The sequence below is a fragment of the Actinospica acidithermotolerans genome, assembly GCF_018139625.1.
Lineage (GTDB): Bacteria > Actinomycetota > Actinomycetes > Streptomycetales > Catenulisporaceae > Actinospica > Actinospica acidithermotolerans.
Genome location: NZ_JAGSOH010000004.1, coordinates 69,814 through 82,950, shown reverse-complemented (window position 1 = coordinate 82,950; position 13,137 = coordinate 69,814). Strand labels below are relative to the sequence as shown.

12 protein-coding genes are annotated in these 13,137 nt (G+C 69.8%); 4 read left to right on the top strand and 8 right to left on the bottom strand.

Annotation, left to right across the window (positions count from 1 at the left end):
* Positions 1-7: 7 nt before the first annotated feature.
* Together KDK95_RS02790 and KDK95_RS02785 are read right to left on the bottom strand one after the other, a co-directional pair.
* Positions 8-799 (bottom strand): alpha/beta fold hydrolase, encoded by a 792-nt coding sequence (locus KDK95_RS02790; RefSeq protein WP_212516378.1) that lies wholly within the window; start codon positions 797-799, stop codon positions 8-10.
* Positions 796-1,257 carry a GNAT family N-acetyltransferase gene (locus KDK95_RS02785; protein WP_212516377.1) on the bottom strand — a complete coding sequence of 154 codons (462 nt, stop codon included), beginning with the start codon at positions 1,255-1,257 and terminating at the stop codon, positions 796-798. The genes KDK95_RS02790 and KDK95_RS02785 overlap by 4 nt, the downstream gene beginning before the upstream one ends.
* Positions 1,258-1,284: 27 nt before the next feature.
* Between KDK95_RS02785 and KDK95_RS02780 the strand changes: the two genes are divergently transcribed.
* Positions 1,285-1,791, top strand: coding sequence for an 8-oxo-dGTP diphosphatase (locus KDK95_RS02780; protein ID WP_212516376.1), 507 nt, complete (start codon positions 1,285-1,287; stop codon positions 1,789-1,791).
* Positions 1,792-1,849: 58 nt separating this feature from the next.
* On the opposite strand, the gene KDK95_RS02775 is transcribed toward KDK95_RS02780, so the two are convergent.
* Complete coding sequence (locus KDK95_RS02775; RefSeq protein WP_212516375.1) at positions 1,850-2,560, bottom strand: TetR/AcrR family transcriptional regulator; 711 nt, start codon at positions 2,558-2,560, stop codon at positions 1,850-1,852.
* A 144-nt stretch (positions 2,561-2,704) separates the two neighbouring features.
* A complete protein-coding gene (locus KDK95_RS02770) occupies positions 2,705-4,189 on the bottom strand; it encodes an MFS transporter (RefSeq protein WP_212516374.1) in 1,485 nt (494 codons plus the stop codon).
* A 62-nt stretch (positions 4,190-4,251) separates the two neighbouring features.
* Between KDK95_RS02770 and KDK95_RS02765 the strand changes: the two genes are divergently transcribed.
* Positions 4,252-5,214 (top strand): helix-turn-helix transcriptional regulator, encoded by a 963-nt coding sequence (locus tag KDK95_RS02765; RefSeq protein WP_212516373.1) that lies wholly within the window; start codon positions 4,252-4,254, stop codon positions 5,212-5,214.
* A 7-nt stretch (positions 5,215-5,221) separates the two neighbouring features.
* On the opposite strand, the gene KDK95_RS02760 is transcribed toward KDK95_RS02765, so the two are convergent.
* On the bottom strand, positions 5,222-5,881 hold the full coding sequence (locus KDK95_RS02760) for a zinc ribbon domain-containing protein (protein ID WP_212516372.1): 660 nt from the start codon (positions 5,879-5,881) through the stop codon (positions 5,222-5,224).
* Positions 5,882-6,042: 161 nt separating this feature from the next.
* On the opposite strand from KDK95_RS02760, the gene KDK95_RS02755 reads away from it, so the two are divergent.
* Together KDK95_RS02755 and KDK95_RS02750 are read left to right on the top strand one after the other, a co-directional pair.
* Positions 6,043-7,056: an ABC transporter ATP-binding protein gene (locus KDK95_RS02755; RefSeq protein WP_212516371.1), complete on the top strand. Its 1,014-nt coding sequence runs from the start codon at positions 6,043-6,045 to the stop codon at positions 7,054-7,056.
* Complete coding sequence (locus KDK95_RS02750) at positions 7,053-7,826, top strand: ABC transporter permease (protein ID WP_212516370.1); 774 nt, start codon at positions 7,053-7,055, stop codon at positions 7,824-7,826. Before KDK95_RS02755 ends, KDK95_RS02750 begins: the two co-directional genes overlap by 4 nt.
* Positions 7,827-7,832: 6 nt before the next feature.
* Here the strand turns inward: KDK95_RS02750 and KDK95_RS02745 are convergent, their stop codons facing one another.
* From KDK95_RS02745 to KDK95_RS02735, 3 genes are all read right to left on the bottom strand, one after another.
* Positions 7,833-9,890, bottom strand: a complete 2,058-nt coding sequence (locus KDK95_RS02745; protein ID WP_212516369.1) for a glycoside hydrolase family 31 protein — start codon at positions 9,888-9,890, stop codon at positions 7,833-7,835.
* A 114-nt stretch (positions 9,891-10,004) separates the two neighbouring features.
* Positions 10,005-11,021 carry a LacI family DNA-binding transcriptional regulator gene (locus KDK95_RS02740; RefSeq protein ID WP_212516368.1) on the bottom strand — a complete coding sequence of 339 codons (1,017 nt, stop codon included), beginning with the start codon at positions 11,019-11,021 and terminating at the stop codon, positions 10,005-10,007.
* Between the two features lie 191 nt (positions 11,022-11,212).
* Positions 11,213-13,132, bottom strand: a complete 1,920-nt coding sequence (locus KDK95_RS02735; RefSeq protein WP_212516367.1) for a beta-galactosidase — start codon at positions 13,130-13,132, stop codon at positions 11,213-11,215.
* Positions 13,133-13,137: the final 5 nt, after the last annotated feature.

Below are 13,137 nucleotides of genomic sequence, written 5' to 3'. Positions count from 1 at the left end.
GGGCGGATCAGTCCAGGAAATCGAGCGCGAGGGGGCCCGCGACGCTTCGGAATTCTTCGAAGTATGCGTGGCGGGCTCCCTCGACCATGAGCAGCCGCGCGTCGGGGATGCGCCCGGTGATCAGCGGGGCGTTCGCGGCGGGGTTGAACACGTCGTCGGCGCCGTGCAGCACGAGGGTCTGCGAGCGGATGGCGGGGAGCAGGTCCCAGGCGTCGTGGCCGGCGCTGGCACGCAGGTGATGCCGCCGCGCGTGGTCGGGCATATCCAGGTCGCCCATCGTCTGGTGCGGGCCGGGGTGCTCGGCCAGCCAGGCGGGGGTGTACATCAGCTCGGCCAACGCCTGGCGTGCGGCATTCCGGTCGAGCTGGGCCAGGGATCGGCGCACGGCGTCGCTGCGCTCGATTCCGTGCGCGCCGCCGGGGGACGTGCAGCCGAGTATCAGCTTTCGCACGCGCTGCGGGAAGCGGCCTGCGATGACCTGTGCGGTGCGGCCGCCCATCGAGGTGCCGTACAGGTCGGCGGATTCGATACCGAGGTGGTCGAGGACCGCGAGGGCGTCCTGCGCGAAGATCTCGATGCTGTAGGGGGCGTCCGGCTTGTCGCTGTCGCCGGTGCCGCGGTAGTCGAGCGTGATCGTGGTGCGGACGCCGGCGAAGTCGTCGCGTACCCCGTCGCACCAGTGGTGGTTGTTCGCCTGGCCGGCGAGCAGCAGGAGGGGTGGGCCGTCGCCGTTGACCTGGTACGCGATGTGGGTGCCGTCGGGCGCCTTTGCGAGGCCTGATTCGGCGAGGGGATTCATGCGATCGACTTCGTCATGAAGACGCTCAGCGGGTCCGGTATGTAGTCGGCGAAGGGGTCGCAGAATTCGAAGCCCGAGCGGAGGTAGAGGGCACGCGCGGGGGCGAAGAAGTCCTCGGCGCCGGTTTCGAGGCTGAGCCGGGTCAGGCCCATGCGCGCGGACTCGGCCTCGATGTGCGCGAGGATCCGCGCGGCGACGCCTCGGCGCTGGTACGCGGCGGAGGTCCGCATCGACTTGATCTCGGCGTGCGTCGAGTCGATGCGCTTGATGGCGCCGCAGCCGGCGATCCGCTCGCCGTCGCGGAGGGACCAGAACGTGATCTCCGGGCGGCGCAGGCCGTCGAGGTCGAGTGCGTGCACGCTCTCCGGATTCGGTGTCACGCGCCTCATCTCGGCTACGTGAGATTCCAGCAGTTCGATAATCTCGGGGCTGCTCAGGTCGTCGATCGCGATCTCCACGCCGTCATGTTACCGAGGGAACGTCACGTGAATCTCCCGCTCACCTGCGAGTGCCTGCTCACCCGGACGACCGAGGCGGGTGTCACGGAGATGCTGATCGGGCTGAAGAAGACCGGATTCGGGCTGGGCAAGCATGTGATGCCGGGCGGGAAGGTGGAGCCGGGCGAAAGCCTGGAGGACGCCTGTGCGCGCGAGGTTCTCGAGGAGACCGGACTCGTCGTCGACGTCGACGACCTGGTACCGCGAGGTGCCGTGACGTTCCGGTTCCCCACGAGGCCGGAGTGGGACGTGTTCGTGGCGATCTTCGCGTGCGATCGATTCGAGGGTGAAGTAGCCGAGACCGATGAGCTGGCTGCGCAGTGGTACCCGGTCGGTGCGCCGCCGTTCGAGCGGATGTGGGACGACGCCAAGTACTGGCTGCCGATCGTGCTCGCGGGGCACCAGCTCGACGCCGAGATCACGCTGAACGACGACAACGAGACGGTGGCGGACGTGCGGTACGCGAACGAGTACGACGGGCACGACGACGCGTAGGTGCGCCGGGCCGAACGCACCGTGTTCCACGTGGAACACTATGCAACTGAGCGCATGTCTATACGGTACGCGGGTCCAGGATGATCGCGATGACGCGGCCGATGGCCCGCGTGAAGATCGCATCGGGGTCGAGGTCGGGCGCGCGGTTGGTGCTCGCCGCGAAGGTGGCCGCGAGGTGTGGGTATTCGCCGGTCGCGGCAGCCTGGCCGAGGTAGGCCACCAGTTCCGCCTGCCATCGCTCACTGCCGCCGGCTTGGCGCTGGTTCGCCTCCCATTGGGCATACATGCAGATGGAGCTGTTGAGCATCGCGAAGAGCTCCATCTTGGTGTCCGGGGGCTGATCGCTGTCGGACATGACGGCCAGGAAGAACTCGGTGCAGCGCAGCGAGTTCGGGCCGATCGTAGGCCGGGTGAGGATGAGCCCAGGGAGCCACGCGTGACGCCGCATGGCGGCGAGGCCGCACTTGGCGAACTCCAGCAGGTCCGCGCGCGCATCGCCTGACGGGGTGTCGGGCAGCCCCCACTCCCCCGCGACCGCGTCGAGCATCAGGTCGAAAAGCTGCTCTTTCGCCGGCACGTAGTTGTAGAGCGACATCGTGCCCGCGCCGAGCGATGCGGCGACCTTTCGCATGGACACTGCGGCCAGGCCCTCGGCGTCGGCCAGCGCGATCGCTGCTGCCGCGATGGCGGAGCGGCTGTGCGCCGGCGCCGGGCCGCGGGCGCTGCGCTCCGGGCGCAGCCAGATCAGCTCGGGCCGATCGGTTGTCATGCGAAATCACCTCGGACCGAGTCTAGACAAGACGTACACCGTACGCAGTATGCTCGAAGGAAACAACGTACGTCGTACCTAGAAATGCCACGGGCCGTGCGCGCTGTCAGCACGCACGGCCGGTGAGGCGGGAGCGGAGAGATGTCAGACGGAGGCGAGCTCGGCCTGCTGAACCTCGTCGCGTTCCGCGGCGTCCTGCGGCACGTGCTCCGCGGCCCCGTGCTTCGGGAGCAGGAAGACCAGCAGGAACGAGACGGCGGTCAGGCCGAGCGCGATCTCGCAGATCAGCTTGGCGGCGTGCACGGCCGGGGAGGGGTCGGCGTAGCCGTGCGATCCGAAGGCGTTGAAGAACACGGTGCCGAGAACGGCCACGCCGAGCGCCGCGCCGAACTGCTGCACGCACTCGAGGACGCCGGAGGCCGAGCCGATCTGGGGCGTCTGCACATCGCCGAGGACCAGGTCGAACAGCGGCACGAAGATCGCACCCATGCCCAGGCCGTAGACGACGAGCGGTGCGGCCATGTCCCAGCCGGTCACTCCGGCGCCCGCCTGGTCGAGCACGAGCAGGAAGCCGACCGTGCCGACGGCCATCACGGCCAGTCCGATGTGGATGATGCGTCGGCCCAGGCCCGCTCCGACGGTGCTGCTGAGCGCAGATCCGATGAAGGCGCCGACAGCCATCGAGAGCGACGTGACGCTCGCGTGCATCGCGCTGTAGCCGAGGCCGAGCTGGAGGAACAGGCCGAAGGCGAGCGAGAATCCGACGACCACGCCGAAGAAGGAGAGAATGAACACGAGCCCTGAGGTGTAGGAGCGATTGCGGAAGACGCCGAGGTCGATCAGCGGGCTGCCGTCGCGGCGGCCGAGCGCGCGCTGCCGCAGGGCGAAGAGCGCGAACACCGGCACGCTGCCGATCATCAGCGCGAAGCACCAGGCGGGCCAGCCGGATTCGCGGCCCTCGATCAGCGGGTAGATCAGCATCGTCATCCCGGCGCCGCCGAGCAGCGCACCGGCCGCGTCGAGGCGCGCGCCGCGGGCCGAGGGCACGACGTCCGGCAGGACGCGGCGGCCGACGATCAGCGTGTAGCCGCCGAGCAGCAGGTTGATCAGGAAGACCGAGCGCCAGCCGGTGCCGAACAGGTTCGCGTTGACCAGCGCGCCCGCGACGACCGGGCCGAGGATCGTGGACAGGCCGATGGCCGGGCCGAAGATCGCGAAGGCCTTGCTCAGCTCCTTGCCAGGGAACAGCTCCTTGAGCAGGCCGAAGCACTGCGGCACCATCATCGCTGCGATCACGCCCTGGATCGCGCGGGCGGTGATCAGCGAGGTCGGAGACCAGGCGAAGGCGCAGGCCATGGACGCGGCGGTGAAGCCGATGGCCGCTCCGAGCAGCATCCGGCGGCGGCCGTACATGTCGCCGAGGCGGCCGCCCACGAGCAGGCCGGCGGCCAGCGCCAGCGTGTAGGCCGCGGAGAACCACTGCAGCGCGGCGGTGCTGCCGCCGAGCGAGCGGTGGATCGCCGGACCTGCGATGTTCAGGACCGTCGCATCGAGCAGGTCCATCAGGGTCGCGGCGAGGAGCGCGGACAGTCCCAGCCACTTGCGGGGGTTCTCGGTCGTTGTCGTCATGCCTTCAAGGTAGGAGCCTATTAGGCACGCTTGGTTCCTGATTGAGGAGCAGACTGAAGAACATGTTGGAGACCTCGGCGCGACTGCTCCGTCTGCTCTCGCTCTTGCAGACGCCCCGCGAATGGACCGGCCCGCAGCTGGCGGAACGGCTCGGCGTGAGCACCCGGACCGTGCGCAACGACGTCGAACGGCTGCGCAATCTCGGCTATCCGGTCGACGCGACGCGTGGCGCGGTCGGCGGCTACCGGCTCGGCGCGGGCGCGCAGCTTCCGCCGCTGCTGCTGGACGACGAGGAGGCGGTCGCCGTCGCGGTCGGGCTGCGGACGGCGGCTTCGGGATCGATCTCAGGTATCGAGGAGACCTCGCTCCGGGCGCTCGCGAAGGTCGAGAAGGTGCTGCCCTCGCGTCTGCGCAGGCGCGTCAACGCCCTGCAGACGTACGTGGCCTCGGTATCGACGAACGAGAACTCACCGCGCGTGGACGCCGGCGTGCTGACGGAGCTGACGGCGGCGTGCCGTGACCACGAGCTCGTGCGCTTCGACTACGAAGACCGCGGCAAATCCGGCAGCCGACGGATCGCCGAGCCGTACGGCCTGGTCAACTGGGGGCGGCGCTGGTATCTGGTCGCGTGGGACCGCGACCGCGAGGACTGGCGCACCTTCCGGGTCGACCGGATGACGCCGAAGTTCCCCGCAGGCCCGAAGTTCCCGCCGCGCGAGCTACCGGACGAGGACCTCGCGCGGTACGTCTCCGAACGCGTCTCGGCCGCGCCGAAGCGCGTCACCGCGAACATCACCGTTCACGCGCCGGCCGCGGTCGTCGCGGAGCGGATTCCGGGCTACGTGGGCACGATCCAGAGCATCGACCCCGACACCTGCGTGCTGAGCAGCGGAAACGACGACGCCGACATGTTCGCCGTGTATCTCGGCATGATCGGGTACGACTTCACGGTCACGTCGCCGCCCGAGCTCGTGGACGCGGTCCGCAGGCTCGGGCGGCGCTACGCGAAGGCAGCGGATGGCTAGGCCTGGCTTAGGCCGGGGTTCCGCACTCCGGGCAGAACTTCGCGCCGGCCGGGATCTCGTTCGCGCAGGACGAGCAGGCCGCGGCACCGCCGACCTTGTGGCCGCACTCCGGGCAGAACTTGGCGCCGTGCGTCTCGGTCCTGCACTGCGGGCAGACGAGCCGGTGCTGTGTGGTGACGTCGATGCCCTGGGCCAGCTTCGCGCCGGCCTCCGCGGCAGCCTGGCGCGCCGCGTGGACCTCGCTCTCCGCCCGAGCCTGCTCGACCTCGGTCTGCAGGTCCGGCGCGCAGTTCCGGCACAGGCCACGGTCGGCGCTCCAGCAGTTGTCGCAGACGTGCTCGGTGCAGCGCGCGCAGCGATGGAAGTGGCTGTCGGCCTTCGTGATCGCGCGCTGGAACGCGGCGTCGCGGGCCTTGTGCCAACCCGCGTCGGCGAGCCCGCCGACGGTGTTCGCGACGTCGAAGCCGATGTTCGAGGTCACGTTCGAGGCCATGCTGCTCGCCCGGCGCAGCCAGCCCGAGGCGCGGCCGAGCGTGTAGTTCTCGAAGCCCGAGCGCCAGGTGTCGCCGCAGCGCTGGCAGTAGAACTCGAACTCGAAACCGGCGTCGTCGCCATAGGCGTTCGACAGGTCCCGGCTGTTGTCGGTGAACCAAAGCTGGTCGGCCACGGCCGACCCCCTCCCAGGTCGTTCGCGCTCCCACCGCGCGACTGGGATTTTCGTACCGCACCGGCGCGAGCGCGCGCAAGCCGCCCGGGACTTGACAGCCCGGATTCGCGTTATATCGTGTCTCTCGCAAACGCGATATAACGCGACGGAAGGGGGCTGCCGTGACCGCATCCACGGCTGGAACGAGGCTCGCGATCGACGCGAGCGACCTGGTCAAGACATACAAGGGCGGGGTACAGGCGGTGCGCGGGGTGAACCTGCGCATTCCGGCCGGGACCGTCTTCGGGCTGCTCGGCCCGAACGGAGCCGGGAAGTCCACGCTCGTCAGAATGCTCACGACGCTCTCGGCGCCGACCGGCGGGTCCGCGAGCGTGGCGGGCTTCGACATCGTGAGGCAGCAGAAGCAGGTCCGGCGGGCGATCGGCTGCGTCGCGCAGAACTCCGGGGTGGACGTGCAGGCCACCGGGCGCGAGAACCTGCTGCTGCAAGGCCGCGTGTACGGAATGCGCGGCGTCGAGTTGAACCGCCGCGCCGACGAACTGCTACTCCGCTTCGGGCTGGCCGAGGTCGGCAACCGCTTCGTGAAGACGTACTCGGGCGGCATGAAGCGGAAGCTCGACGTGGCACTCGGCCTGATGCACTCGCCGCAGGTGCTCTTCCTCGACGAGCCGACCACGGGCCTGGACCCGGAGGCGAGGTCGGAGATGTGGGAGCAGATCCGCGAGCTGGCCTGGGACCAGGGACTGACCATCCTGCTCACGACGCACTATCTGGAGGAGGCCGACCAGCTCGCACGCAATCTCGCGATCGTCGATCAGGGCCGGATCGTCGTCGAGGGCACGCCGGACGAACTCAAGGCCCAGCTCAACGGCGACGCGGTGAGTCTGGAGTTGGCCGCAGGCTCCGATGCGGACACGGCGAAGTCGATCGCGCTGGAGCAAGGCGGCGTGCTCTCGGAGATCGGCGTGGACGGGCTGACCCTGCGCGGACGAAGCGCGGACGGCGCCGGCGCGGTGCCCGCGCTGCTGGCCGCGCTCGAGGCGGCGGACATCCACGTCGCTTCGGTCACCGTCGCCCGACCCTCGCTCGACGACGTCTACATGCGCTACACCGGGCGTTCTTTCAACGCGGCCGAGCAGGCCGCGGCTCACGCCGCGAAGGAGGAGAAGAAGTGAGCGCACTCGCAGACACCTGGTACATGACCGGACGCGCGTTCCGTGCCTTCCTGCGCCAGCCGATGTATGTGGCCTTCACGCTGATCCAGCCGATGATCTGGCTGCTGCTGTTCGGGCAGCTGTTCAAGTCGGTGACCCAGCTGCCGGGCTTCGGCGCCTCGAACTACGAGACCTACCTGGTCCCCTCGATCGTGGTCATGTCCGGGTTCTTCGGCGCGGGCTGGGGCGGCATGGCGATCCTGGACGACCTGACCCGCGGCGTGCTGGACCGCTTCCTGGTCTCGCCGGTCAACCGCGCCTCGCTGATTCTCGGGCGGCTGATCGTGCAGGTGCTCTCGATCGTCATCCAGGCGATCATCATCCTGCTGTTCGGTGCGGCGGTCGGCGCCAGCTACCACCACCTGGTGATGGGCGTGCTGGTGCTGATGGTGGCCACGAACCTGCTGGCCACGGCGATCGGCGCGCTCTCCTACGGTCTCGCGCTGCTGGTCCGCCGCGAGGAGTCGATCATCGCGGCGTCCAACTTCGTGCTGATGCCCCTTCAGTTCATGTCCACCGGCTTCATGGCGCTGGTCCTGATGCCGCATTGGATGCAGGACATCACCAAGTTCAACCCGGTGAACTGGACGCTGGTAGCCGGGCGCGGCGCGCTCGGCGCGGATCCCGACTGGGGACCGATCTTCGAGAACCTGGGCTACCTCGCGGTGCTCATGGTCCTCTGCGCCTGGGTCTCGACGCGCGCCTTCCGCAGCTACCAGCGGTCCATGTAGCCGCCGCTACTCAGTCCCGCCATCCGCGATCGGCAGGGTCGCGCCGTCGCGCAGGAACAGCGGGATCCGGTCGAGGGGCGCGGGGACGGTCACGGTCCGGCCGCCTTCGTGCTCCTCGCCGGTCCAGGCGTCGCGCCAGGTGGCGCCCTTGGGCAGGTAGACGTCCCAGGATCGGGCTCCGGCCTCGAGGACCGGCGCGACGAGCAGGTCGCGGCCGAAGAGGTAGGCGTCGTCGACGGTCCAGGACTTCGGGTCCTCGGGGAACTCGACCAGGTAGGGGCGCATCGGCGTCAGGCCGGTCTCGTGCGCCTCCTTCATCACGGAGAGCACGTACGGCTTGAGGCGCTCGCGCAGGGCGATGTACGAGGCCATGATCTCGCAGGCCTCTTCGCCGTACGACCAGATCTCGTTCGGGCCGCCGGTCATCTGCGGGGAGAAGGCCTCGGCCGGCTCGCGGAAGCCGTGCAGCCGGAAGATCGGGCTGAAGGCGCCGAACTGGAACCAGCGGACCATGACCTCGCGGTAATCCGGCGAGTTCGGGTCGCCGCCGTGGAAGCCGCCGATGTCGGTGTTCCACCACGGGATGCCGCTGAGCGCGGTGTTCAGGCCGGCCGCGATCTGGTGGCGGAAGGTGGCGAAGTCGGTCTGGATGTCGCCGGACCACAGGATCGCGCCGTACCGCTGGGAGCCGGCCCAGGCGGAGCGGTTGAGCGTGACGACCTCGGGCTTGCCGGCGGCGTGCATGCCCTCGTAGAACATCCGCGCGTTCTCCCGCGGGTACATGTTGCCGACCTCGAGGCCGGCGCCCGCGTAGTAGCGGAGGTTCGCGGAGTAGCCGGGCTTGAGCTCGGGCTCGCAGGCGTCGGCCCAGAAGACCTCGATGCCGCGCTCCAGGTAGTTGGCCCGGACCTTGTCCCAGACGAAGTCGCGCGCGGCCGGGTTGGTCGCGTCGTAGAAGGCGATCTGGACCGTCTTGTCGACGCCCTTGTCCGGCCAGTCGGCGTGCGCGACGGGGCCGAACTCGGTGCCGATGAGCAAGCCGCGGCGCTCCATCTCGGCGTGGTACTCGGACAGCGGGCTGACGGAGGGCCAGACGGAGACCATCAGCTTCGTCCCGTAGCTCGCGAGCTCGGCGACGGCGGCGTCCGGGTCGGGCCACTCCTCCGGGTCGAAGCGCCACTCGCCCAGGTGGGTCCAGTGGAAGAAGTCGGCGACGATCACGTCGAGCGGGATGCCGCGCCGGTGGTACTCGCGCGCGACCTCCATCAGCTCCTCCTGGGAGCGGTAGCGCAGCTTGCACTGCCAGAAGCCCGCGGCCCACTCCGGCAGCTCCGGGGTGTGGCCGGTCACGTCGGCGTACGTGCGCTGGATGGCCGCCGGGTCGCCCGCGGTGATCCAGTAGTCGAGCTGCCGGGCGGCGTCGGCGACCCAGCGGGTGCCGTTGAGGGCGAGCTCGACGCGGCCGATCGCCGGATTGTTCCAGAGGAAGCCGTAGCCGCGCGAGGAGACCAGGAACGGGATGGTCACCTCGGAGTTGCGCTGGACGAGCTCGATCACCGCGCCCTTCTGGTCGTACAGGCCGTGCTGGTGCTGGCCGAGGCCGTAGAGCTTCTCGTCGGGATACGCGGCGAAGCGCTGCTCGAGGCGGGCGTAGCCGTTGCCGAGCGCGGTGCGCAGGCGCGGGCCCGGCCACCAGAAGTGGGCGTCCTGCTCGGAGAGCAGCTCGGAGCCGTCCTCGGTGCGCTGGTAGACGATGCGGCCGGTCATGCTGACCCGCGCGGTGATGGCGCCGTTGACGATCGTGGCGCCCCTGTCGGTTATCTCGACGACGGCGTCGGCGGCCGGCTCGACCGGGGCTTCCGGTGGATCGAGCAGCGCGCCGGGCAGCGCCTCCAGGATCGGGCCGCCGACTTTCGAACGGACCCGCAGCGAGTTCGGGCCCCAGGGTTCGATGCGCAGCACCTCCTGGCGGCCCGTCCACTCCAGGGCGCTCGACGCCCCGGGGCGGACCGAGAACTCGCCGATTTCGTGGGCAAGCGAGGCGAGGGGGGATTCCTCGGACATGGCGGAATGAGCCTTTCGATCGGCAAGAGGGTGCGACGGATCGCGGCGCGGCCGTGCGGGGCCGGACGCCGGATCTGTGAACTTGTGGGGGACGGGCCGGGTGGATGCTTCGGGCTAGGCGGCCGGGCCGCGGGCGCTGGAGTCGCGCACGGTGAGCGCCGGGGGGATCATCGTGGTCTGGGACGCGCCCTCGGGCGCGTGGTCGAGCTGGGCCATGACCTGCCGGACGGCCTGCCGGCCCATCTCCTCGGCGGGGATGGAGACGCTGGTCAGCCGCGGCGAGGACTGCAGCGCGACCTGGTCGGGGCAGATCGCCACCACACTGGTGTCCTCGGGCACCGCGCGCCCGGACAGGCGCAGCAGGCTGAGCAGCGGGGCGATCGCGGCCTCGTTCTGCACGACGAATCCGGTGGTGCCCGGGCGCTCCTCGAGGATCCGGGAGAGCACGCCGGCGGTGGACTCGTACGTCCCCTCGCAGGAGCGGTGCACGGCGCGGACCCCGTGCTCGGCCGCGGCGCGCTGGAAGCCGGTCAGGGTGCGCGCGGCGAAGCCGGTGTTGCGCTTGTAGACGCCCTCGCCCTCGCCGATCAGCGCGATGTCGCGGTGGCCGAGCGAGGCCAGGTGCTCGACACACGCGGCGCCGGTGGCCTCGAAGTCGAGGTCCACGCAGGCCAGGCCGGCCGGGTCGGCGGGCAGTCCGATGAGCACGGCCGGGGTCTCGGTCTCGCGCAGCACCGGGATCCGGTCGTCCTCGAGCTCGATGTCCATCATGATCATCGCGTCGGCCAGGCCGCTGCCGGCGATCCGGCGCACGCCCGCGGTGCCCTCGTCCTTGGTCAGCAGCAGCACGTCCTGGCCGAACTCGCGGGCCTCGGTGGTGACGGCCATCGCGATCTCCATGATCACCGGCACGTACATGTCGCTGCGCAGCGGGATCATCAAAGCCAGGATGTTCGACCGGTTCGAGGCCAGCGCGCGGGCGCCGGCGTGCGGGTGGTAGCCCAGCGACTCGATCGCGGCCTCCACCTTGCGCCGGGTCTCGTCCGAGATGGAGCGCTTGCGGGAGAGCACGTAGGACACCGTCGAGGGCGAGACGCCCGCCTGGCGGGCGACTTCGGCCAGCGTCACCATGAACAATGTCCTTCTCGGTCGGGTCGGGGGGCCGCAGGTGAAGCGCTTCGACAGAGCCTCGCACCCAGTTGCAGCCCCCGCGATACGTCTTGCAGGGGAAGGTTAGTCCGCGCACGTGACGACTGTCTAGGCCCATCGTCGAAGCGCTTCGACACAGTCATTCTGTGCGCTCCGCACACCGTGCAGTGAGACTACCCATGGCGGACTTCCACTTCACGCGTGCGGTGGTCGAGCACGAACACCTGGTCGCCGCGGCGCACCGCCTCGACTCCCTCGGGCAGGTCGGGCAGCACGGGCTCGGCGCCCGCGTCGGACGCGACGGCCAGCAGCAGCCGGTCGAGCGCGGCCTGCTCGGGCAGCGTCGCGACGTACCACGCGATGCCCGAACCGTACCGGTTCGCCAGGACCGCGGGCTGGCCCTGGAGCGGACCGCCCTCGATTCTCGCGACGATCTCGGCGCCGGTGGCGTCGAGATCGAACCATTCGGCCCATCGGTGTGCCCGGAGGGCGCCGAACCGCGCGGACGTGACGCGCAGTTCGACGTCGTCCGCGAGGGGCCAGTACTCCTCGATGCGGATACCCAGCAGCTCGCGCAGCGAGCCCGGGTAACCGCCGAGGCGGACGCGCTCGTCGGGGTCCGTCACTCCGCTGAAGGGCCCGACCACGAGCGTCCCGCCCGCCTCGACGTATCGCTCCAGATTCCGGCCGGCGGCGTCGGTGATCTGGTAGAGGTTCGGCGCGAGGACGAGCCGGTAGCGGCTCAGGTCGCCTTCCGCGCGCACGAAGTCGCACGTGATGTTCGCCTGCCAGAGCGGCCGGTAGTACTCGTAGAGCCGGTCCGCGTAGGAGAAGCCCTCGAGCGGCTGGTGTTCGAGCTCGAGCGCGCGCCAGGCGTCCCAGTCCATGACGATCGCGACATCGGCCTCGACCTCGGCGCCGAGCACATCGCCCAGGCTTTCGAGCTCCTTGCCGAGTTCGCAGACCTCGCGGAAGACCCGTGAGTCCGGGCCGGCGTGCGGGATCATCGCGCCGTGCGTGCGCTCGGCTCCCTGCTTGGAGGCGCGCCACTGGAACTGCAGGACGCCGTCGGCGCCGCGGGCCACGGCCTGCATCGACCAGAGCCGGAACAGTCCGGGCGCCTTCGGCGTCGCGACGGGCCGGAAGCCGACCGCGCCGGCGCTCTGCTCCATCATGATCCAGCCGCCGCCGCGGGTCTCGCGGCCGAGCGAGCGGGTCAGGTCCTGCGCGAAGGCTCCCGCGCAGGCGCCGAGCGGGTCGTTCGGGTCGGGGTACGAGTCGAGCGACGCGAAGTCCTCTTCCCGCGCCCACCGCCAGGCGTCGGTCCCCTTGAAGAAGCCCATGAAGTTGGTGACGACCGGGATCTCGGGATTGCGCTCGACGACGATGTCGCGTTCGGCCTTGAAGCCGTCGAGCAGCAGGTCCGAGGCGAACCGCTGGTAGTCGATCTCCTGGACCGGGTTGATGATGTACTGCACCTTGCGCGGCGGGATGACCTCGTCCCACTCGCTGTAGTGCTGGCTCCAGAAACTCGTGCCCCAGGCCTCGTTGAGGCCGTCGAGGTCCGTGTACTTTGCCTGAAGCCACTGACGGAAGGCGCCGGCGCAGCTGTCGCAGTAGCAGACGGTCCCGAACTCGTTCCCGATGTGCCACATGCGCAGTGCGGGATGGTGCGCGTACCGGTCGGCGAGCTGCGCGCTGATCGCGTCGGCGAACCGGCGGTAGACCGGCGACGACGGGCAGTACGCGTTGCGCGAACCGTAGGTGCGGACGGTGCGGTCCTTGTCCTGCGGAGAGGTCTCCGGCCAGCGGTGGTGCATCCACGGCGGCGCACTGGCGGTCGGCGTGGCCAGGGCCACGCCGATCCCGTTGTCGTGCAGGAGATCGAGGACCTCGTCGAGCCAGCCGAAGTCGTACTCCCCCGGGCGCGGCTCGAGCAGCGCCCAGGAGAAGACTCCGACCGTCGCGAGGTTGACGTTCGCCTCGCGCATCAGCCGCACGTCCTCGGTCCACACCTCGCGCGGCCACTGCTCGGGGTTGTAGTCACCGCCGAACAGCAGTCGGCCGCGCGTGGCTTGGTGCAAAGAAGGCATCGGTG